Origin of the sequence: Candidatus Acetatifactor stercoripullorum (assembly GCF_944382095.1) — a bacterium.
Classification (GTDB): Bacteria; Bacillota; Clostridia; order Lachnospirales; family Lachnospiraceae; genus Acetatifactor; species Acetatifactor stercoripullorum.
Window position 1 is genome coordinate 51,448 of the sequence record NZ_CALWMU010000010.1, and the last position, 21,962, is coordinate 73,409.

Genomic DNA, 21,962 nt, shown 5'->3' on the forward strand with positions numbered 1-21,962 from the left:
GAGGGATAGGCATGGCAAACGCGCGAGAGATACAAAGCCGGATGAAAAGCATCCAGGATACCATGAAAATAACCAATGCCATGTATTTGATTTCTTCTACAAAGCTCCGCAAGGCGAAGAAAAATCTTGAGGAGACGGAACCTTACTTTTACACGCTGCAGATGATGATCGCCAGAATTTTAAGACATCTGCCGGAGATGGAAAATAAGTATTTTGACGAAAGGCCTAAGAAAAGGAAAGAGGAGCGGACGAAGGGTCTGATCGTGGTGACGGCTGACAAGGGAATGGCAGGAGCCTACAACCATAACGTGTTGAAGCTGGCCGGGCAGCAGATGGAGATGGGCGGACGATGCAAGCTGTTTGTAGTGGGAGAACTTGGGCGTCAATATTTTGCAGCTAAGGGAATTCCCGTGGCGGAGCAGTTTCACTATACGGCGCAGAATCCTACCCTCCACCGGGCCCGCATTATCAGCGAGACTGTTTTAGAGCAGTTTAAAACAGAGGAGCTGGACGAGGTCTCTCTCATTTATACCAGTATGAAGAACAGCATCACCACAGAGACGCAGATTCTGAAGCTGCTTCCTATGGCGGCGGAGGACTTTGCAGACAGAGAGGCACTTAAGGCTGGCATCTATCAGGAGGAGCTTGTGATGCAGCCTTCTCCCCAGGCGGTGCTTAACAATATTATTCCGGACTGCATTATGGGATATGTGTACGGCGCCCTGGTGGAGTCCTTCTGCAGCGAGCAGAATGCCAGAATGATGGCCATGGAGGCGGCAAATAAAAACGCAGCTGCAATGATTCATGACCTGTCCATAGAATTCAACAGAGTGCGCCAGGCTATGATCACTCAGGAAATTACCGAGGTTGTTGCAGGCGCAAAGGCACAGAAAAAGAAGAAAAAGACGAGAAAGGAGGTTTCCTGCATTGAATAAGACTCAGGGAAAAATCGTTCAGGTCATGGGGCCTGTGGTTGACGTGGAATTTGAAAACAATGACCTTCCTTTTATCAAAGATGCTTTGGAGGTGACCTGTGACGGCAGGCGTCTTGTGATGGAGGTGGCCCAGCATATCGGCAACAATACAGTGCGCTGTATCATGTTAGCGTCCAGTGACGGACTTTGCAGGGATATGGAGGTTACGGCCACCGGAAAGGGCATTCAGGTGCCTGTTGGGAAAAAGACGCTGGGAAGATTGTTCAACGTGCTGGGTGAGACCATTGATGGAGGAGAATCCTTAGAGCAGGAAGAGCACTGGGTCATTCACAGAGACCCGCCCAGCTTTGAAGAGCAAAGTCCTGTAGTGGAAATGCTGGAGACCGGCATCAAGGTCATTGACCTTCTGGCCCCGTATGCAAAGGGCGGAAAAATCGGTTTGTTCGGCGGCGCCGGTGTGGGAAAGACGGTGCTGATACAGGAGCTGATCCGCAACATTGCCACAGAGCACGGCGGCTACTCCATTTTTACCGGTGTGGGAGAGCGTTCCCGTGAGGGAAATGACCTTTGGACGGAGATGAAGGAATCCGGCGTACTGGAAAAAACAGCGCTGGTATTCGGACAGATGAATGAGCCGCCGGGAGCCCGTATGCGTGTGGCGGAGACGGGACTTACCATGGCGGAATACTTCCGGGATAAGGAGCACCAGAATGTGCTTTTGTTTATTGACAATATTTTCCGTTTCGTGCAGGCTGGCAGCGAGGTGTCGGCGCTTTTGGGGCGTATGCCATCGGCGGTTGGCTATCAGCCCACGCTGGCCACGGAGCTTGGTGAGCTGCAGGAGAGAATTGCATCCACCAACAAGGGAAGCGTAACCTCCGTACAGGCGGTCTACGTACCTGCGGACGACCTTACCGACCCGGCGCCTGCCACTACCTTTGCTCATCTGGACGCCACTACCGTACTCTCCAGAAAGATTGTAGAGCAGGGAATTTATCCGGCGGTGGACCCGCTGGAATCCACCTCCCGTATCTTAGAGGAAGATGTGGTGGGAAAGGAACATTATGAGACGGCCAGGGAAGTGCAGGCCATGCTCCAGAAATACAAGGAGCTCCAGGATATTATTGCAATTCTTGGCATGGAGGAGCTCTCAGAGGAGGACAAGGTCACGGTATACCGGGCCAGAAAAATTCAGCGCTTTTTGTCCCAGCCCTTCCATGTGGCGGAAAATTTTACCGGCGTACCCGGCAGATATGTGCCTGTGAAGGAGACCATCAGAGGCTTTCGCGCCATTATAAGCGGTGAGATGGATCAGTATCCTGAAGGAGCCTTTTTCAATGTGGGCACTATTGACGAGGCTGTGGAAAAGGCAAAGAAGATGATGGGCCAGCAGATGTAAAACCGAACCGGAAAGGCGGCTGGATGGATGAATACGTTTAATTTAAAGATTATTGCAAGCGATAAGGTTTTCTATAGCGGAAAGTGCGGCATTATCGTGGTGCCTGCGCTGGACGGGGAAATTGCCATCATGTCCCACCACGAAGATATGGTGATCGCCACCAAGGAAGGCGAAGTCCGCTTCAAGGAGAAGGAAGAAGAGGATTATCGCCGGGCTGTGGTGGGAATCGGCTTCGTGCACATTGCCAATAACCGTGTAACCATGCTGGTGGACACGGCGGAGCGGCCGGAGGACATCGACAGGGTACGGGCGGAGCAGGCCCTGGAACGGGCGAAAGAGCAGCTGCGTCAGAAGCAGAGCATCCAGGAGTATCATGTGTCCCAGGCGTCTTTGGCCAGAGCCATCCTGCGCCTGAAGGAGGCTGGAAAATACGAAGTAAAGTAACAATATGTAATATTATTGTAAAAAAATCGTAAAAATTAACAAAAATGAGTCGGAAATTGTAGGAAATATATGCAATTCATAAATTGTTATTTCTACTTAGTTGCTTTAAAATGAGCACAAGAAAAGAGGATAACAATTATGGATTACTTGCAGAAAAAACCCATATGGGTAGTGCTCCGGGCAATTGCCGGCTTTTTTTGGGAGAGATTTAAAAGTCTGGGGATTACAAGGCAGAAGCTGCCATCCTGCGCAGCCCTTGTAATCTGTCCGGCAATTACCTTTTACTTGTTTGATTTTTATACCCACAATCCCCTGACGGATATGGATTTCAAAACCCAGCTTTTAAACATTGCCTTTTATGAGCTTACGGCCCTTTTCCTGTTCGGGGTGCTGCGGAGTGTCCGCGCAGCGCTTTTGCTGCAGAGCGGCTTTTTTATGCTGGTGGGTCTGGCCAATTATTATGTGCTGAATTTCCGTTCGGCGCCTATTATGCCCTGGGATATTTTTTCTGTGGGGACGGCTGCCAGTGTAGCGGGAAACTATGATTACAGCCTGGATTTAGAGACTGTGGCGGTTTTGGCGGCATTTGTCCTTTTGATGGCTGTAGAAAGCAGGTTTTCTTTAATGGCTCCCAGACGGCTGTTAAAGAGAGGCGTGTTGATTTTTCTGCCTGTGCTTTTGCTGGGAGGATATGTCCGTCTGCTGCAGTCGGATAGCTTTGTGGCAGATTTCGGACTTTATGACAAGCTGTTTACCCCAACGGTGATGAACCGCAGGGATGGCAATATTGTGGCATTTCTGATGGAAATGAAGTATATGAATGTGGAGAAGCCCTCCGGCTATTCGGCAAAGGAGACCGGAGAGCGTTATCTGGAAAACACACCGGAGCAGACCACGGCAGCTCTTGAAAATCCGGACAGCATAAACCGTCCCAATATTATTGTGATCATGGATGAGGCCTTTTCTGATCTGGCCGTGCTGGGAGATTTTAGTGTAAATGAGGATTATATGCCCTTTATACATAGTCTGCAGCAGGGAGCGGATAATACTGTCACAGGATATTTGAATGTATCTGTTCTGGGAGGAAATACTGCCAATACGGAGTTTGAATTTCTCACAGGACATTCCATGGCCCTTCTTCCCCAGGGGAGCGTTGCCTATCAGCAGTATGTAAAGAAGGAAACTCCCTCCTTAGCCTCCTACCTAAAGGACCTGGGTTATTCCACTGTGGCCATTCATCCTTATTATGCGGACGGATGGGACAGAGACCGGGTATATCCTTTGCTTGGCTTTGACCGCTTTTTGTCCAGAGATGATTTTTACGGGGCAGAAAAGCTGCGCAGCTATATTTCCGACAGGGCGGATTTTGCAAAGATTATTGAGCTGTATGAGGAAAAGGAAGCCGGAGAGCCGCTCTTTGTGTTTAATGTGACGATGCAGAACCACAGCGGCTACAGCGAGACCTTTGCAAACTTTACGCCCTCGGTAGCTGTGGAGGGCATTGCTTCGGATACGCTGAATATGTATCTTTCCCTGATAAAGGAGACGGACAGCGCGTTTGAGGAGCTGATTGCTTACTTTTCCCAGGTGGAGGAGGACACCATGATTGTGTTTTTTGGCGACCATCAGCCCACCGCCTCTGTGAGCAATCCTATTTTAAGGAGTAACGGCAAGGATCCTGACTCTTTATCAGAGGAGGAAAATCTGTTAAGATATAAGGTGCCTTATGTGATCTGGAGTAATTTTGAGATGGACCAGCAAAGCGGTCTGGAGACCAGCGTTAATTATCTTGCGCTGGATGTGCTGAAAAACTGCGGACTTCCCCTGCCCTCTTATCAAAGCGCCCTGGAGGCGGTCAGGGAGGAATATCCTGTGATCAGTGCACTGCAGATCAGAGATAAGGAAGGAAAGTATCTGACCCTTGAGGAATGCGGTCAGGAAATAAATGATTATCAAAGTCTGGAATATTATCTGTTGTTTGATTACGAGAAGCAGTAAGCGCAGCCCGTATCAACGGAGAAAGAGGAAGAGACGATGAAAGGCATAATGAAGTATTTGTACAGGGACGAAAAAACCAGAAATGCAGCGGCGCTTACGCTGTCCTTTGTGCTGCCGGTAACGGTTATGCTGTGCCTGTTTGTGATCAGAGGCATTTTCCCATTCGGAGACAGAAGCTTTCTCTTCTCCGATATGTATCATCAGTACATGCCCTTTTTCAGTGAGTTTCTTCACAAGATAAAGGCAGGAGAGGGGCTTTCCTATTCCTTCAATGTGGGCATTGGCTCTAATTTTCTTGCCCTTTATGTGTATTATCTGGCAAGTCCGTTAAACTGGCTTGCCTTTCTATTCCCTGAGGCATATCTCATGGAATTTATGAGCTATCTTGTGGTGGTGAAGATCGGCCTGTGCGGACTGACCTCCTTTTGGTATCTGCAGAAGCATTTTCAGACAAAGGACTGGGGCGTGCTCCTTTTTTCCTGCTTTTATGCCATGTCCGGCTTTGTGGCGGCGTATAACTGGAATATCATGTGGCTGGACTGCATTGTGCTTCTGCCCCTTATAGTGCTGGGACTGGAGAAGCTGGTGAAGGAAGGGAAGTGTACCCTGTACTGCGTGAGTCTTGCCCTTTCCATTTTCACCAACTTTTATATTTCCATCATGATCTGTATTTTTCTGGTGCTTTATTTTCTGGCGCTTCTTCTCACAGAAAAAAGAAGCTGGAAGATCATCGGAAATTTTGTGCTGTATTCCCTGCTTGCAGGCGGGATGGCGGCAATTCTTCTGGTGCCGGAGGTGTACGCTCTTTTAGAGACGGATTTTGGGGATATGAATTTTCCGGATACCCTCACCTCCTATTTCTCCGTGCTGGATATGCTGGCCAGACACTGCATGTGCGTCACCACAGAGAGAGGGCTGGAGCACTGGCCCAACCTGTACTGCGGAGTGGCGGTGTTTATGCTGCTTCCCATGTATGCCCTGAATCAAAGGATTTCCATTCGGAAGCGGTTTGCCAATCTGGCTTTGGCAGGCATATTTCTTCTCAGCTTCAGCACGAATATGCTTGATTTTATCTGGCATGGCATGAATTATCCCGATTCCCTTCCTGCCAGACAGTCCTTTATCTATATTCTTCTTGTGCTGACCATGTGCTATGAGGCCTACAAGCGGGTGGATGAAATTGAGGAAAAGCAGATTTTGTATGGTTATCTGGCTGCCGCCGCCTTTCTTTTGTGCTGCGAAAAATTTATTGACAGCGAGGACTTCGACATTGGCATCGAGATATTGACGCTGACCTTTGTGACCATTTATGCGGTGCTTTTGTATCTGCACAGAACCAGAAAGAGCTTTCTGTGGAAGCAGATACTGGCCTTTGCCGCCCTTGTAACCGTGATCGCGGAAAGCAGCATCAATATGGCGAGCACAAGTCTCGGAACCACTGGCAGAACGGCCTACCTGGGGCAGCAGGAGGACTACAGGGCGCTTTATCAGTGGACCAGGGAGCAGGAGGAGGGCTTTTACCGGCTGGAAAAATTCTCCAGAAAGACTAAGAACGACGGTACGCTTGCTGGATACCCCACGGCGTCGGTGTTTTCCTCCACCATGAATTCTTATGTGATGGATTTGTACAAAAGGCTGGGAATGAGGCACAGCAAGGTGTATTATAGTTTTGACGGAGCTACGCTGTTTTCCTCCGCTCTGCTGAATGTAAAATATATGTTCGGTGAATCGGAAAAATTTGAAAATGAGGCATTTTCCCTGGCAGAGCAAAGCGGCGATATCTTTTTGTATGAGTGCACATATACCCTGCCCTTTGGCTATGTGGCTCCTTCCGGGTATGATCTGCCCGAGGGATTTTCAGGGGACGGCATCCGCCTCCAGAATCAAATGGTAAAGGATTTGGGAATAGAGGAAGATTTGTTTACGGAGGCTGATACGGAAGCTTCCGGAGACAATGTGCGCATTACGGCGAAGGAGTCCGGTATTTATTATGCCATGCTGACGGCCTTTGGCACCAGCAAGGCAGAGCTGATCGGCGGCAGCCTGGAGACCCATACCTTCTCTGACTTAAAGGATGGTTCCATTCTTTATCTGGGATATCTGCAGGAAGGAGACAGCGTCACGCTTACCAATGGGGACGATGAGGATGAGAGCCCCAAAATCTCGGCCCAGGGGTATTTGTGCCACACGGATGTGCTGGAGCAGGCTTTGGAGGTATTGTCCAGGCAGCAGCTTGAATGGGTGGAATACGACAGCCGAAATATCAACGCAGGTCTCTCTCTGAAGGAGGCGGGAAGGCTGATTTTGTCGGTGCCCTATGAGGACGGATGGCGTGTCCGGATCAATGGAAGGGAAGTGGAGCCTGCTTTGTTTGGGGGAACGCTTATGGCTTTTGACCTGGAGGCAGGAGAATATTCTATTTCGCTGCACTATACGCCTGAGGGAACCTGGGCCGGGGTCTGCCTGACGGTATTGAGTGTCTGCGTGTTTGGCGCATTGGCCATAAGGGGATATGCAAAGGGCAGAAAAATGAAACATGCAAAACAGGAAGAAGCCTGAAAAATGAGGCATGAGGTGGAGTATGGAGTATGTAGAAAAGAAAAAGACAAGGGTTGACGACGTAAAGAGGACATTGATGATCCTGGCAGCTTCCCTGATTATGGCTGTCAACTTAAAAAGCTTTGTGCGGGCAGGGGGACTGATACCGGGCGGCTTTAACGGCCTTACCAGGCTGCTGCAGGAGACGAGCCTTCTCTTTTTTGGGGTGGAGCCTCCTTTCAGTGTAATCAACTTTGTGCTGAACGCGGTGCCTGCCGTCTTGAGCTTTCGATTCATCGGAAAGAAATTTACGGGGTATTCCTGCCTGATGATTGTGCTGTCCAGTATTCTGACGGACGTGGCGCCGGCTTTTTCGGTGACCACGGACATTTTGCTGGTGTCTGTGTTCGGAGGTCTTCTCAACGCAGTGGCTATCAGTATCTGCCTGTTTGCCGGGGGCACCAGCGGAGGGACGGATTTTATCGCTATTTTTCTTTCTGAGAAATTCGGCATTGATTCCTGGAATTATATTTTTGCAGGAAATGTGGTAATTCTTGTGATCGCCGGAATGCTGTTTGGATGGGAAAAGGCTCTGTACTCCATTATTTTTCAGTTTGCCTCCACCCAGGTGCTGCAGACGCTGTACAAGCGTTATCAAAAGCAGACGCTGTTGATTGTGACGCAAAAGCCGGAGGAGGTTTACGAGGCCATTGCGGAGATCACCCATCATGACGCCACCCTGATCAAGGGAGTGGGCTGTTATCGGAAAAAGGAATGTAACATTTTGTATTCAGTGGTGGGCCGGGATGAGGTGCGGAAGGTGCTAAACTGCGTCAAGGAAACAGACCCTCTTGCCTTTGTGAATACCATACGGACCGAAGGGCTTGCAGGAAGATTCTACCAAAGACCAAACGATTGACAAAAAAAGTACAGAAGCCCTTGACATTTGAGAAAAAGAAGAGTATGCTGAATTTACTTGAGAAACCAAGGAACAGGAAGAGTAGCCGTTTGAAACAGACACAGAGAGCTTCATGGGGTGGAATTGGGGCATTGGGAAGAGCGGTGAATGGGCCTGGGAGGGCGATTTGAAACCGGAGACGGAAGTAGAGGAGACGTGGCTGCACGTTACAGCAGGACGTGTATGATGGTACACGGCAGAGAGCATTTCCACGAGAGGATGTCCCCGAAAGGAATGGAGAGGGATCCTTGAGAGGAGTGAAGTTAGGTGGCACCGCAGAAGTAGATGATACTCCTGTCCTATCGAAAGCAGATAGGCAGGAGTTTTTTTATTCTTATGAATAAAAATCTGCAAAACATTGGAAATTCAGGAAAGAGAGGTAACAGAACATGGAAAAGAAAATCCCTTACAAAATTTATCTGGAGGAAGAGGAGCTGCCCAGGCAATGGTATAATGTGCGGGCGGATATGAAAAAGAAACCGGCTCCCATTTTGAATCCCGGTACCTTAAAGCCGGTAACCGAAGAGGAGCTGTCCGCTATCTTTTGCCAGGAGCTGGCAAAACAGGAGCTGGATGATACCACGCCTTATTTTGATATCCCCCAGGAAATCCGTGATTTTTACAAAATGTATCGTCCCTCCCCTCTGGTGAGAGCATACTGCCTGGAGGAAAAGCTGGGAACCCCGGCTCATATCTACTACAAATTTGAGGGAAACAATACCTCGGGCAGCCACAAGCTCAATTCCGCTATTGCCCAGGCTTACTATGCGAAGAAGCAGGGACTCAAGGGCGTGACCACGGAGACGGGAGCGGGACAATGGGGAACGGCTCTGTCCATGGCATGCTCCTACCTGGGACTGGACTGCCAGGTTTATATGGTAAAATGCTCCTATGAGCAAAAGCCCTTCCGTCGGGAGGTAATGCGCACCTACGGAGCGAAGGTGACTCCTTCTCCTTCCATGAACACCAATGTGGGAAGAAAAATCAATGAGGAGTTTCCGGGAACCACAGGCTCCCTGGGCTGTGCCATATCTGAAGCCGTAGAGGCGGCCACCACCCAGGAGGGATACCGCTATGTGCTGGGCTCGGTGCTTTCCCAGGTATTGCTGCATCAGTCCATTATCGGTCTGGAGACCAAGGCTGCTTTGGATAAATATGGAGTGAAGGCGGATATGATCATCGGCTGCGCAGGCGGCGGCTCCAATCTGGGCGGCTTGATTTCTCCCTTTGCAGGCCAGATGCTCAGAGGGGAGGCGGACTATCAGATCATCGCTGTGGAACCGGCTTCCTGCCCCAGCCTTACAAGAGGCGTTTACGCTTACGACTTCTGTGATACCGGAAAGGTGTGTCCTCTGGCAAAGATGTATACTTTGGGCTGCGGATTTATCCCTTCCGCCAACCATGCGGGGGGCCTTCGTTATCACGGCATGAGTTCCGTGGTATCGGAGCTGTATGATCAGGGGCTTTTGGAGGCCAGAAGCGTGGAACAGACGGCGGTATTCCAGGCGGCTGAAACCTTTGCGAGAGTGGAGGGCATTCTGCCTGCGCCGGAAAGCAGCCATGCCATCAAGGTGGCCATTGACGAGGCGCTCAAGTGCAAGGAGACCGGAGAGGCGAAAAATATAGTATTTGGTCTTACGGGTACAGGTTATTTCGATATGGTGGCATATCAGAGATATAATGATGGGGAGATGCAGGATTATATTCCCACTGATGAGGAATTGGAGAAGTCCTTTGCCCAGCTGCCCAAGGTAACGGTTTAAAAAATATGCGGATTTCAGCTTACGCTGAGATTCGCATATTTTTTTGGAGACACGCCTACGGCCTTGGTAAAGGCTTTGAAAAAGTTACTGTAATCTGAAAAGCCGCTTCGCTCGAAGGCCTCGAAAACACTGCTTCCCGCATTCAGCTGAGCCTTGGCGATGCTGATGCGGCGGGCGGTGATGTATTTGTTTATGGTGGTGCCTGTTGCAGCCTTGAAGATGCGGCAGATGTAGGAGCTGCTTAGGTAGAAGCGGCCGCAGAGCTGCTCCATGGTGATGGGCTGGGATATATTTTGGTTGATATAAGCCAGGATATCCTCCACCTGGTGACTGTACTTGTAGCCTGTATGGACCGTCTGAGCGGCATTTGCGCTTGAGAGCGTGTTGATCATCACAAGCAGCTCCATAAAGGCTGCCTGTTCAATGATATCATGGGCGAAGCCGTCTGCGGAGGTTATCTTGTTGATATAGTACAGAAAACGTGTCTGCTGCTCCTTGTTCAGGGAAAGCTTGTGCTGGAAATGTTCGTCCCTGTCCGAGAAGCAGTGATCCAGATTGGTCTGGTTTGAGGAAAGCCGTTTTACGTAGTCAGGATGAATGGAAAGCACGATTCTTTCGTGCACGCAGCTGTCAATCTGGGTCAGCTTATGGCTTTCGTATTGATTGATGATAAAAAGATCGCCCGGAGCGATGCTGTAAAAGCGGTTGTCGATCAAAAACTGCTTTCCGCCAAAGATGGAGTAGTAGAGCTCGTAGCAGTCATGGATGTGCATATCCATGGCTTTTTCTTCTTTGTACAGATGGGCGATGGAAAAGGTACGCGTCTCCTTACAGTTTTCAATGGCGGTTTTACAGGAGGAAAGCTCTTGCATAGGATGGTCCTTTCTGTGCGCTCAGATTATGCACCTGGATTTTCTATCATTCAGTATAGCCTCTTTGTTCAAAATTTGCAATATTTACACCAAAATTTGAATAGACTTAGAGAATTTAATCCATTATAATGTAGTTACAACGAAATATCCCAAAGAAAGATAATTTTATATTGGAAATGCTTACTGTTATATGCTATAATGTAAGTGCTTTCATAAGGAATTATCAGTCAATACCGGAAAGACCGGAAATTGGAGAAAGAGAGGCGCAAGGTGGAACTTAGAACAGCAGTATCACCAAGAGATGTGAAGCATTATACCACGCAGCGGCTGAGGGAAGAGTTTCTGATTCAGAATCTCTTTGTGCCGGGAGAGATCAAGCTGGTATACAGCCACATCGACAGAATCATTACAGGCGCGGCGGTGCCCACAAAGCCTATCACCCTGACGGCGGGGGACGAGCTTCGTGCTGAATATTTCTGCCAGAGAAGAGAGCTGGGTGTCATCAACATCGGCGGTGCGGGAACCATCACCGTTGACGGCAGAGTGTACAAGGTAGGGTATAAGGAAGCCATGTACATCGGCATGGAGTCTAAGGAGATTATTTTTGCAAGCGAGGATGCCGGAACCCCTGCAAAATTTTATATGAATTCCGCGCCCGCACATAAGACCTATCCCACGGTTTTGATCAAGCCGGAGGGAACCCCGCAGGAGGGCGTGGTCATTGTAAAGGATGAAAACAAGGTGGAGCTTGGCACGCTGGAGGATGCAAACCACAGAGTAATCTGCAAGTACATACTTCCCGGACAGGTGGAAAGCTGTCAGCTGGAAATGGGCATGACGAAGCTGGAGCCGGGCAGCGTATGGAATACAATGCCCTGTCACACCCATGACAGACGCATGGAGGTTTATCTGTACTTCGATATTCCCGAGGATGCCTTCGTGATGCACTTTATGGGAGAGCCCGATGAGACCCGCCACATTGTCATGAGAAATGAGGAGGCTGTCATTTCTCCCAGCTGGTCCATTCATTCCGGATGCGGTTCCAGAGCCTATACCTTTATCTGGGGCATGGTGGGAGAAAACCAGGACTTTGACGATATGGACGGCGTGGACAACAAGGATTTGATGTAATCAAAAACATATAAGCATATAAGTAAAGGAGAGAAAAAACATGTCAGAATTCACAAACTTTTCACTGGAAGGCAAGGTTGCGCTGGTTACCGGAGCATCCTACGGAATTGGTTTTGCCATTGCATCCGCATATGCAGAGGCGGGCGCAACCATCTGCTTCAACGATATCAAGCAGGAACTGGTGGACAAGGGAATGGCTGCCTACGCAGAAAAAGGCATCAAGGCTCACGGCTATGTATGCGACGTTACCGATGAGACTGCTGTGAACAACATGGTTGCCCAGATCGAAAAGGAAGTAGGCGTTATCGATATTCTGGTAAACAATGCGGGCATCATCAAGAGAATCCCTATGACCGAGATGACTGCAGAGCAGTTCAGACAGGTAATCGACGTTGACCTGAATGCTCCCTTTATCGTTTCCAAGGCGGTAATTCCTGCCATGATCAAGAAGGGACACGGAAAGATCATAAACATCTGCTCCATGATGTCAGAGCTTGGCCGTGAGACCGTATCCGCTTATGCGGCTGCAAAGGGCGGCCTTAAGATGCTCACAAGAAATATCTGCTCCGAGTACGGTCAGTACAACATTCAGTGCAACGGCCTTGGGCCCGGTTACATCGAGACTCCTCAGACTGCGCCTCTGCGTGAGATCCAGCCTGACGGCAGCAGACATCCCTTCGATCAGTTTATCTGCGCAAAGACTCCTGCAAACAGATGGCTGAAGGCAGAGGAGCTTACGGGACCTGCAGTGTTCCTTGCTTCCGAGGCTTCCAATGCAGTAAACGGACATATCCTTTACGTGGACGGCGGTATTCTGGCATACATCGGCAAGCAGCCGGAATAATCGCATCTGCCAAAACCGGAAACAGCGGTATTTTGTCAGGCTTGCCCTTGCAGGCACAATAGAATATAATGTAAACAGATCAGTCGCAGAAAGCTGTTTTCGGCGGCTGACTGTTGCGGTATTTGAAAAAGCCTGCAGCAGAGGAAAAAGAATCATAAAAAGTCCGGACAAACCGGGCAGAAAGGCATGAGAATCCATGAAAATCGCATTGATCAACGAAAACAGTCAGGCAGCAAAGAATGAAATGATCTGTGCCACTCTGAAAAAAGTAGTGGAGCCCATGGGACATGAGGTATTCAACTATGGCATGTGCGGCGCAGAGGACCCCAATTCCCTGACCTATGTGCAGAACGGCATTCTTGCGGCAGTTCTCTTAAACTCCGGCGCAGCGGATTATGTGATCACAGGCTGCGGCACCGGCGAGGGCGCCATGCTGGCCTGCAATTCCTTCCCCAAGGTGCTCTGCGGACATATTGAGTCACCTTTGGACGCTTACCTGTTTTCCCAGGTAAACGATGGAAACTGTGTAGCCCTTCCCTTTGCCGAGAATTTTGGCTGGGGCGGCGAGCTGAACCTGCAGTATATTTTTGAAAAGCTGTTCTGCGCTCCCGGAGGCGGCGGTTATCCTCCTGAGAGAGTGGAGCCTGAGCAGAGGAACAAGAAAATTCTGGATAAGGTGAAGGAAGTAACCCATACGGATATGGTGACTATCCTGAAAAATCTGGACAGAGAGCTGGTAAAGGGAGCCCTTTCGGGAGCGCCTTTTAAAGAGTACTTCTTTGCAAACTGCAAATGCGACAAAATAGCGGAATGCGTGAAGGAAATATTGGCATAGCCAGCCTTTTTACAAGAGAATCCGCCAATGTGTGTGCGGCGCCTGCGGATTCTGAATAGGTAACCGCACAGAAATGAGGGTAAAATGAACGCAGTATTAGAGCAAATCAGTAAAATCGGTATTGTGCCTGTGGTAAAGATCGACAGGGCAGAGGATGCGCTTCCTCTGGCAAAAGCGCTCTGCGCAGGAGGACTTCCCTGTGCTGAGGTAACCTTCCGTACCTCTGCGGCGGCTGAGGCTATCAAGATCATGACGGAAAACTTCCCCAATATGTGCGTGGGCGCGGGAACCGTTCTGAATGCTGAGCAGGTGGATGCGGCTGTGGAAGCCGGAGCAAAGTTTATCGTAAGCCCCGGATTAAATCCCAGAACCGTAAAATATTGTATCGACAAGAATATTCCCATCACACCCGGCACCTCAAGCCCCAGCGATATCGAGCAGGCTATCGAGCTTGGACTTGACGTGGTAAAATTCTTCCCGGCAGAGCAGTCTGGCGGCCTGGCAAAGATCAAGGCTATGGCTGCACCCTATGTGAATATGAAATTTATGCCTACCGGCGGCGTCAATGCAAAGAATCTGACCTCTTACCTGGATTTCCCCAAGATCATCGCCTGCGGCGGCTCCTGGATGGTTCCCGGAGACTTGATCAATGCCGGAGAGTGGGATAAGATCGAGCAGCTCACCAGAGAAGCGGTACAGACCATGCTCGGCTTTGAGCTGGCACATGTGGGCGTGAACGCAGAGAATGAGGAGGAGGCTTTGAAGGCGGCTAACCGTTTTGCATTTATTTTCGGTATGCCTGCAAAGGCTGGCAACAGCTCCGTATTCGCCGGTACAGCCCTTGAGGTGATGAAGTCCCCTTATCTTGGAAAGAACGGGCACATTGCCATCAGAACCAATTACATTGACAGGGCTGTAAATTATCTGAGCACTGTTTTGGGCGTAGAATTCAATGAGGAGTCCGCAAAGAGAGACGCTAAGGGCGGGCTGAAGGCGATTTACCTGAAAGAGGAGATCGGCGGCTTCGCCGTACATCTTGTACAGCGTTAATCAAAGGAAATACAGCAAATCAAAGGAAAGGAATTAAATAAAATGGCAAAAGTGATTACCATGGGTGAGATCATGCTGAGACTGTCCACCCCTAACAACGAAAAATTTATCCAGGCGGATGAATTCGACATTAACTACGGCGGAGGTGAGGCTAACGTTGCAGTTTCCCTGGCAAACTATGGACATGATGCAGAATTTGTGACCGCTGTTCCCGACAACGAGATCGGTGAGTGTGCAGTTGCCGCTTTGAGAAAGTACAATGTATGCACAAAGCATATTGCGAGATGCGGCGAGAGACTTGGCATTTACTATCTGGAGAGCGGCTCCTCCATGAGACCCTCCAAGGTTGTTTACGACAGAGCTCATTCCTCTATCTCTACCGCTACGGAAGCAGATTTTGATTTTGACGACATTTTCGAGGGTGCAGACTGGTTCCACTTCACCGGAATCACTCCTGCAGTATCCGATGCGGCTGCAGAGCTCACTGAGAAGGCTTTGATTGCAGCAAAGAAGCATGGCGTAAAGGTTTCTGTAGACTTAAACTTCCGTAAGAAGCTGTGGTCCTCCGAGAAGGCTCAGAGGGTTATGACCAATCTGATGAAATATGTGGATGTCTGCATCGGAAATGAGGAGGATGCAGAGCTGGTGCTTGGCTTTAAGCCCGGCGCTACCGATGTGACCAGCGGCGAGCTGGAGCTTGCAGGCTACAAGTCCATTTTTGAGCAGATGGTGGACAAGTTTAACTTTGAGTACTGTGTATCCTCTCTGCGTGTCAGCCATTCCGCTTCTGACAATGGCTGGTCTGCATGTATTTACTCCAGAGACACCAAGGAATTTTATCATTCCAAGGAATACAGCATTCATCCCATTGTGGACCGTGTAGGCGGCGGCGACTCCTTTGCGGGCGGCGTAATCTGCGGCATGCTGGACGGCAAGAATTTCAAGGAAGCTTTGGAATTCGGCGTAGCTGCTTCTGCGCTGAAGCACACCATTCCCGGGGACTTCAACCTGGTATCCAGAAAAGAAGTGGAAACGCTTGCAGGCGGCGACGCTTCCGGACGTGTACAGAGATAATCAGGCACAAATACCTGAAAACGAAAGAGACTTTGTGGGGGGATATCCTCCTGCAGAGTCTTTTGTTATTAATTGTTTGAAAAATTCCTACAAATTTAAAAAAAACAATTGACTTTTTTTCCGCAAGATGCTAATATAATTCTTGCGCAATATGTTGTGCGGAAGTGTCGGAACTGGCAGACGAGCAAGACTAAGGATCTTGTGAGCATTGCGCTCGTGTGGGTTCAAGTCCCATCTTCCGCAGTATATGAAAAAAGCCGGATTTCAAAGGAGTTTGTGATAAAATCAATGATTTCCGGCTTTTTTCATGCCTTAAAAATAAATGGCTGTTATACTTAATAAAACAGTATTTTATTACTTTTTTGTCATAAATTTTGTCACGGAGTATTAGAAGAAAAAAGTATGCTGCCGAGCTGGCTGGATGCTGACCGCTGCGATTCTTTGCTTTTATCCTCCATGGCGTGTCTGTAAACATTTTTCATCACATAGTCAGTTTCCCATCCTCCCAATTTCAGGATCTCTGCCTCTGGGACATTCAGGGCGCTCATTTTTGATGCAAAATAATGCCTGAGCTTGTGCAAGGAAAACCTCGGCATACCAAGCCTGTCCTGCGTGTCAAACAAAAAGCAGGTTATGCTGTTTGGGTGTCCCTTGTATACATATCCCTTTTCCCTTATTTTGTCAGCAGTTTCCATCGGGATTATGATTTCCCTTGTGCTGGATATGGTCTTTGTAGTCTTTATTATCCACTGGTTATTCTCGTCCTGTACTTTTGCCTTGTTTATTTTCACGGTATCTTTTTTAATATCCTCAACAGTCAAAGCGCAGATTTCCGATCTCCTCATTCCGTAACAGGCAAGTATGATGGGTATTTCATACTCTGTATCCTTTGCGCATTCCAGTATCTTTTTTATGTCCTCGTCAGACGGTATATATGGCTCATTCTTGATCTTTTGCGGTAGGGTGGTATAAATCTTAAGCTCTGGACGAAACAGCCCTAAAACAGCCGATATGAAGCCGTGGTAGTTGCGCACAGTCTTTGGGCTGTGGCTGGCTGCCATGCGGTTGATTTCGGCTTGGATATCCATTGCAGTAATATCATGGATATTTTCCTCCAAAAATTTTTTAGATATGGTCCGCATGGCAGAGCTGTATCCCCTGATCGTCGCAGGAGACAAAACATTTTTCTTTGATTTTATGTATTCCTCCCCGGCGGCCTGAAACGTCATTCTTTTATGCTTTTCCTGCGCCTTTTCCATTTCGGCTGACATGAGCTGCAGAGCTTCCTTCTGGGTCGGCTTGTATTCCGTAATGACGGTGTAAGTGGTTCCTTTGTACATTTTCCTGATCCGGTAGGAGCCGGATGGCAGCTTTTCGATTTTCATGGGTATCCTCCTTTTCTTAAAAAAGGGCGCAAAAATGCCCGGCAGCAAGGTTTTCTTGCTTTCTTGCCGGGAAGTGTGGTATAATTCCATTGGTTAGGTGGATTATACCGGGCCTTCCCGGTATGGTTCAGATTCCGCTCCTGGTTGGCGCCGGGGGCGGTTTTTTATTGACATATTTCTGTACCATTGTTACAATATACTTAACAAGACAGCCGACAGGTAGGTGCATGCTACCCGTCCCGGCGAATCAACTTAAAAAATAGTCGTCTCCTCGGCCAAGAGCAGGACGGCTATTTTTTATGGGTAAAAGTCAGTATTGCAACGATGAGTAAAGCAACGGATGTAATTAACTGCAATTCCTCATATGTACTCATAAGGCATCTCCCCTTTCCGCAAGACTCGGAACGGTTAGAGAGCTGCCGCCTGTTCGGCTGCCTGGGTAAGTATGTTATTGTCATGGTGCAGAAACTTTTTTTGTTTGCTCATGATTTTGTCGATGGCAACAAAACGATTTTTCAAGGAGTTATTTCAGTCGGTTTAAAATTAACCCAAGCTTGATATTTTTCGTCATTTTTGTTTTTATGCTTTTGAAAGGTCTGAAAAGTTTTAGGAAATTTTTCAATCCCTAATTTAGATAATCTTTCAAATTCGGACATATCTTCATTAAGCTTTTTCCAAAAATTAATTGTTTTGTCGGAAACATGGAATTCCCCTTTTGGAAGAGGGAAATATTTTTCGTTTTTTAAAATTCTTCTCATATTTTGTTGGAAAATATTAAAACGTTTTGTATCTAAATACACAAAAATTTTTTTAGACTCGCTTGGAAAAAAGCCTTTGTTTTGAAAGAATATTTCTAAGTCGGGACAATTTATTTTTTCCTCACATGTAGTTATGAATTTCTCAATTGAAGCAAGAAGATTATGCTCTATTTCATTATCGTAATATAATATTTGGAAAAGGATTTCTTTATAATCGTCCGAATTGTCCAAATCTGAGAAATCATATTCTCGTAAAAGCTGTTGCTCTAGCTGAGCGTGTTTTTTCATTGCTTCAGTATCTGACCAATCTATTCCGATTCCTGGTGCAATTACTTCTTTAGAATAGGCATTGGATTTTGTTAAGGCTGTCTGTTCATACATTTTAGACTGTATATCCTTGAACATATTGTCTTTTAGTAGTATATTTTGAGTCCGTTTATTTTTTGTATATTCCTCATCGACTTTTAATCCACTTGGAGTTAAAACATAATACAAATCAGGACATATTGCGGCGCGCTCTTCTGGTGTTGTATTGTTTACAATACGTTCTATCAAATCTATCTTTTTCCCGAATGCTGGAAGAGAAAGGCTCTTTGAGATTGTTTTCAAATCGGTCACATTCATTTCTTCTAAAAAAAATGAATGATTATCATCCATTAAATATCCATATTTTCTCAAATCTGAAATAACTCTTTTATAATCATCAAATAACGCTTGCACTGATTTGTCTATTTCCCATTCTATTTTTCGATGATGTAAGTAATGGAGAAGAAAACTCTTCTTCTCATCTAACATAAAAGAGGGTTCTGCTTCTCTGTACTTTTCGACAAAGATATCATTGTAAGATTTCGATTGGGAACTTGTTTTTGCAATAATATCATGCTCTTCGAGTTTTTTTTGCGTATTCAATATTTGCTTTATGTTTTTTTCAAATATTTTCCAAAACACTGTATACCTCCACTCGTTTTAAAACTTTGCTCTTAATTCAACTACTTTTCCCAGAATCCTAATTGGTAGTTCTGCAATTTGCTTGTTACTATAAAATTTTGGCGGATACTCAGGATTGTTAGAAATGAGCTCTATTCCGTCCCTGTACTTTCTAATACGTTTACAAGTGGCATCCGTTCCATTTACAGTTGCAACTACAATATCTCCAGAATCCGCGTAGTCCTGGCACCGGACTATAATTATGTCTCCATCGCTTATTTTAGGTTCCATAGAGCTTCCTTTTATTTTTAGACCGAAATACTGTCCTGTTTTTGCCATTTCCTTTGTAATTTCTTCTGTATCAATAATATCTTCAATAGCTTCGATAGGAATGCCAGCAGCAACACGACCAAGTACTGGAATCGATATACCTTTTTTTATTGCAACAGAAGAGTTAATATCCCATCCCATAAGATATGCTGGTGAAATATTCCCTATTTTTGCTACAGCTTCTATTTTATCAGAGGGAATATTAGTTATTATGTTATTTTCGTACTTATATAAAGTCTGTTTGGAAACATTTATTTTGTTTGCAAAATCGACTTGACTTATATTTAATCTTTCACGTAAATCCTTAATGCGCTCGCCTACTGTCATAGTCTGTCTCCTTGTATTGTGGTAACTTGATAATAGCACAAAAAAGTTATAAAATCAATAAAAAATATCTTGACAAGTTACGAAAATGTGATATATTAGTAGTAACTTAAAAAGTTACGGAAGGAGAATAAAAGTTGATAAAAACAGATGAATTGAGAGGCATCATTGCTAAAAACGGACTCTCTCAAGCAGATGTTGCGTCTAAAATTGGAATTACACCAAAAACATTTTATGAAAAAATGAAAATAGGAGTATTTGGAAGTGACGAAATCCAAATAATGATTGATGAACTTAATATAACAGACCCAGCATCCATTTTTTTTGCGAAAGAGTAACTTGTAAAGTTACTACTTAAAATATAAAGAGATAAGGAAGGAGGGTGAGGAAAGTGGGAAAAGTAGATTTTGGTTTGAAGTATGTTTTCTTTGAACTGGATAAAAAAAGATATTTGATTTCTTTCCGCGATACATTCTTAAAAGGTGTGCATGACGTAGAAGTGAGCACCGGGACGGATGGAAAGGGTTATGGGAAAGAAAAGGCGGTCATTGAAGAATGTTACCCAGGCTTTTTGGCAAGAGCAAAAGCCCGGATAACGTTCTGGAAGGCAAGGTCTAAGTGGTTTCGGCAATAACAAAACCGATCGCATTTGCTTTTACAGAGATATAGCCATTTGATTTTAAGGAATCAACAGCTTTTATCTCGGCAGATTTGACGGACATATCCGAAGAATATCGGTACTGACCTTTTACGGATATAGTGTCGTAAATTTTCTGTTCTAATTCAGTCACGATTTACACCCCCTTCTTTTGTACTCAGCTGCGGCAACAGCCTGTACCATCATTATAAAAAGGGGGATATGGAAAAACAAGAATGATTTATCTGTCAGGCTTAGTCAGAATCGGAAAGGAGCGTGAGGAGGATGAGGAAAAAAAGAAGCATAGCGGAACGGCAGGAGCACTGCGACAGAATGTGCAAAGCTGCATACAAGATTGCAGAGTATATCGTTCCGATTATAGTGTCTTCTATTGCGTCAGCCGTTCTTTGCATCATGGTAATGCGGTAAATAGTTCATTTACTGCCAAGGTAATCAACGTAGTAATGAGGGCCACGACTATAGGAAGCAAGAAGGATTTTATAATTACTTCTTTTGCAGCAATCCATCGATATTCGGTGTAGTGCTTCCCCTTGTAAGTCGGCTTAATGTCTGTGATAGCAGCCCCACTGAAATGAGCTTCAATATATCCATCAACAAAAAGCTGTTTTATGGTTGCATTTAAGTCTAAGCGTTTTGTTTTTTGATTGAAATAAACCATAATGTCAAGGTTTGAAGTGGTACCTGATTCATTTTGGGAACACAGATAATTAATTGATTTCAAAACGCGATAACAAGGCCGAATCAACATACGAAAGGCGCTCCTTTTAAGAATGTTTTTACCAGAAAATTCTACCATAAAATATCTAATTAAGAAAGTTTGGAAGCGGTTCAAACATTGGGTAACATCAGAAGTCCTTCCATCATTAAGGCAGAATGGGGCTTACATAGTTGGACAAGAAAATATGTCTCCAGAGCAGATCGTAGCTGCAGGACTTATTGCAGCACAGTCAATTATTGAAAATCTGAAGGAACGATGCCAGTTTCTTGGAAGACAGACTATTGAGCAGCAGAAGATAATCGATGAGCTTCAGCCGAAAGCTACATATTATGATCTTATTCTCCAGTGTCCCGATTCAGTTTCTGCAACTGAAATTGCAAAGGATTATGGAATGAGTGCTGCACGATTCAATAGACTTCTGCATGATCTAAAAATCCAATTTAAGCAAAGTGGCATCTGGTTCCTTTATCAGAAGTATGCGGGGTTTGGATACACCAAGATGAAAACACACAATTATTCTGATGAATGTGGGGGACAGCTTTCACGGCAGCACATGTACTGGACACAAAAAGGAAGGCTTTTTCTATACGGATTTTTGAAAGAAAAAGATATTATTCCAATGATTGAACAGATGACATGAATATATGATTCGAGCTGATAGGGAGGAGGAACGAAATGCCCAGGGTATCTATCAATAAAAAGCAATACATGGTCCAGGACTTGGCTGGATGGATTGTTGGCAAGATACACACAAACGGCATGAAGCAGGCTGATGTTGCAGAAGCCCTTGGGATTACTCCACAGGCATTCTCTGCAAGGTTAAAGAAAGACGGACGCGGAAACCCAAAAGATGCTTTCAGCTATGGTGATCTTTTAACAATATTTTCCGTGCTTCATGCAACAGACGAAGAAAAGCTTCGGCTTTTGAATTTATAAAGAATGGCATCCGTGTCCTGTGCGCGGCGCATAAGCGCCGCAATTCCCCCTCTTACTTTTGGCGCACAGCTTTCCCCTCTGCTGT

The 21,962-nt window shown here is 46.4% G+C and carries 23 protein-coding genes and 1 tRNA gene; 18 read left to right on the top strand and 6 right to left on the bottom strand.

The features are described 5' to 3' along the window. The first annotated feature begins 11 nt into the window (after window positions 1-11). From atpG to SHK35_RS04740, 7 genes are all read left to right on the top strand, one after another. Complete coding sequence (atpG, locus tag SHK35_RS04710; protein ID WP_318708836.1) at window positions 12-935, top strand: ATP synthase F1 subunit gamma; 924 nt, start codon at window positions 12-14, stop codon at window positions 933-935. Next, window positions 928-2,334, top strand: a complete 1,407-nt coding sequence (gene atpD, locus SHK35_RS04715; RefSeq protein WP_318708837.1) for a F0F1 ATP synthase subunit beta — start codon at window positions 928-930, stop codon at window positions 2,332-2,334. The genes atpG and atpD overlap by 8 nt, the downstream gene beginning before the upstream one ends. Before the next feature lie 27 nt (window positions 2,335-2,361). After that, complete coding sequence (gene atpC / locus SHK35_RS04720) at window positions 2,362-2,778, top strand: ATP synthase F1 subunit epsilon (RefSeq protein WP_318704704.1); 417 nt, start codon at window positions 2,362-2,364, stop codon at window positions 2,776-2,778. Window positions 2,779-2,916: 138 nt separating this feature from the next. Further along, window positions 2,917-4,776: an LTA synthase family protein gene (locus tag SHK35_RS04725; RefSeq protein WP_318708839.1), complete on the top strand. Its 1,860-nt coding sequence runs from the start codon at window positions 2,917-2,919 to the stop codon at window positions 4,774-4,776. Between the two features lie 36 nt (window positions 4,777-4,812). Beyond that, window positions 4,813-7,335 (top strand): YfhO family protein, encoded by a 2,523-nt coding sequence (locus tag SHK35_RS04730; RefSeq protein ID WP_318708840.1) that lies wholly within the window; start codon window positions 4,813-4,815, stop codon window positions 7,333-7,335. Window positions 7,336-7,357: 22 nt separating this feature from the next. Next, window positions 7,358-8,233 (top strand): YitT family protein, encoded by an 876-nt coding sequence (locus SHK35_RS04735; protein WP_318708841.1) that lies wholly within the window; start codon window positions 7,358-7,360, stop codon window positions 8,231-8,233. A gap of 428 nt (window positions 8,234-8,661) precedes the next feature. Further along, window positions 8,662-10,035 carry a TrpB-like pyridoxal phosphate-dependent enzyme gene (locus tag SHK35_RS04740; protein WP_318704708.1) on the top strand — a complete coding sequence of 458 codons (1,374 nt, stop codon included), beginning with the start codon at window positions 8,662-8,664 and terminating at the stop codon, window positions 10,033-10,035. A 14-nt stretch (window positions 10,036-10,049) separates the two neighbouring features. Here SHK35_RS04740 and SHK35_RS04745 read toward each other — a convergent pair whose 3' ends face one another. Beyond that, window positions 10,050-10,907: a helix-turn-helix transcriptional regulator gene (locus SHK35_RS04745; RefSeq protein WP_318708843.1), complete on the bottom strand. Its 858-nt coding sequence runs from the start codon at window positions 10,905-10,907 to the stop codon at window positions 10,050-10,052. 270 nt (window positions 10,908-11,177) lie between these two features. On the opposite strand from SHK35_RS04745, the gene kduI reads away from it, so the two are divergent. The 6 genes from kduI to SHK35_RS04775 all read left to right on the top strand — a co-directional run bounded on the left by kduI (window position 11,178) and on the right by SHK35_RS04775 (window position 16,084). Beyond that, the gene (kduI, locus tag SHK35_RS04750; RefSeq protein ID WP_318708844.1) at window positions 11,178-12,038 is read left to right on the top strand and encodes a 5-dehydro-4-deoxy-D-glucuronate isomerase; all 861 of its coding nucleotides are present in this window, start codon (window positions 11,178-11,180) and stop codon (window positions 12,036-12,038) included. Between the two features lie 40 nt (window positions 12,039-12,078). Next, complete coding sequence (locus SHK35_RS04755) at window positions 12,079-12,882, top strand: gluconate 5-dehydrogenase (protein WP_318704711.1); 804 nt, start codon at window positions 12,079-12,081, stop codon at window positions 12,880-12,882. Between the two features lie 196 nt (window positions 12,883-13,078). Beyond that, a complete protein-coding gene (locus tag SHK35_RS04760) occupies window positions 13,079-13,717 on the top strand; it encodes an RpiB/LacA/LacB family sugar-phosphate isomerase (protein WP_318708845.1) in 639 nt (212 codons plus the stop codon). An 84-nt stretch (window positions 13,718-13,801) separates the two neighbouring features. Then, entirely contained in the window at window positions 13,802-14,767 is a 966-nt protein-coding gene (locus SHK35_RS04765) for a bifunctional 4-hydroxy-2-oxoglutarate aldolase/2-dehydro-3-deoxy-phosphogluconate aldolase (protein ID WP_318704713.1), read from the top strand. A 42-nt stretch (window positions 14,768-14,809) separates the two neighbouring features. Then, window positions 14,810-15,841 (top strand): sugar kinase, encoded by a 1,032-nt coding sequence (locus SHK35_RS04770; protein ID WP_318704714.1) that lies wholly within the window; start codon window positions 14,810-14,812, stop codon window positions 15,839-15,841. Between the two features lie 158 nt (window positions 15,842-15,999). After that, window positions 16,000-16,084 (top strand) — tRNA-Leu (locus SHK35_RS04775). A 134-nt stretch (window positions 16,085-16,218) separates the two neighbouring features. Here SHK35_RS04775 and SHK35_RS04780 read toward each other — a convergent pair. The 3 genes from SHK35_RS04780 to SHK35_RS04790 form a co-directional block, all read right to left on the bottom strand. After that, on the bottom strand, window positions 16,219-17,226 hold the full coding sequence (locus SHK35_RS04780; protein WP_318708846.1) for a site-specific integrase: 1,008 nt from the start codon (window positions 17,224-17,226) through the stop codon (window positions 16,219-16,221). Between the two features lie 515 nt (window positions 17,227-17,741). Then, entirely contained in the window at window positions 17,742-18,932 is a 1,191-nt protein-coding gene (locus tag SHK35_RS04785) for an SAP domain-containing protein (RefSeq protein ID WP_318708847.1), read from the bottom strand. Between the two features lie 18 nt (window positions 18,933-18,950). Next, entirely contained in the window at window positions 18,951-19,568 is a 618-nt protein-coding gene (locus tag SHK35_RS04790) for a LexA family protein (protein WP_318708848.1), read from the bottom strand. Window positions 19,569-19,702: 134 nt separating this feature from the next. Here SHK35_RS04790 and SHK35_RS04795 point away from each other — a divergent pair, with 134 nt between their 5' ends. Beyond that, the gene (locus SHK35_RS04795) at window positions 19,703-19,903 is read left to right on the top strand and encodes a helix-turn-helix domain-containing protein (RefSeq protein ID WP_318708849.1); all 201 of its coding nucleotides are present in this window, start codon (window positions 19,703-19,705) and stop codon (window positions 19,901-19,903) included. A 53-nt stretch (window positions 19,904-19,956) separates the two neighbouring features. Beyond that, window positions 19,957-20,199, top strand: a complete 243-nt coding sequence (locus SHK35_RS04800) for a hypothetical protein (protein WP_318708850.1) — start codon at window positions 19,957-19,959, stop codon at window positions 20,197-20,199. Here the strand turns inward: SHK35_RS04800 and SHK35_RS04805 are convergent. Next, on the bottom strand, window positions 20,180-20,356 hold the full coding sequence (locus tag SHK35_RS04805; RefSeq protein WP_318708851.1) for a hypothetical protein: 177 nt from the start codon (window positions 20,354-20,356) through the stop codon (window positions 20,180-20,182). The two genes, SHK35_RS04800 and SHK35_RS04805, sit on opposite strands and share 20 nt — an antisense overlap. 131 nt (window positions 20,357-20,487) lie before the next feature. Between SHK35_RS04805 and SHK35_RS04810 the strand changes: the two genes are divergently transcribed. Further along, complete coding sequence (locus tag SHK35_RS04810) at window positions 20,488-20,631, top strand: hypothetical protein (protein ID WP_318708852.1); 144 nt, start codon at window positions 20,488-20,490, stop codon at window positions 20,629-20,631. Here the strand turns inward: SHK35_RS04810 and SHK35_RS04815 are convergent. After that, window positions 20,615-20,971 carry a hypothetical protein gene (locus SHK35_RS04815; RefSeq protein ID WP_318708853.1) on the bottom strand — a complete coding sequence of 119 codons (357 nt, stop codon included), beginning with the start codon at window positions 20,969-20,971 and terminating at the stop codon, window positions 20,615-20,617. The genes SHK35_RS04810 and SHK35_RS04815 overlap by 17 nt on opposite strands. A 22-nt stretch (window positions 20,972-20,993) precedes the next feature. On the opposite strand from SHK35_RS04815, the gene SHK35_RS04820 reads away from it, so the two are divergent. Then, on the top strand, window positions 20,994-21,581 hold the full coding sequence (locus SHK35_RS04820) for a phage antirepressor KilAC domain-containing protein (protein WP_318708854.1): 588 nt from the start codon (window positions 20,994-20,996) through the stop codon (window positions 21,579-21,581). 35 nt (window positions 21,582-21,616) lie between these two features. Then, window positions 21,617-21,877 carry a hypothetical protein gene (locus SHK35_RS04825; RefSeq protein WP_318708855.1) on the top strand — a complete coding sequence of 87 codons (261 nt, stop codon included), beginning with the start codon at window positions 21,617-21,619 and terminating at the stop codon, window positions 21,875-21,877. Window positions 21,878-21,962: the final 85 nt, after the last annotated feature.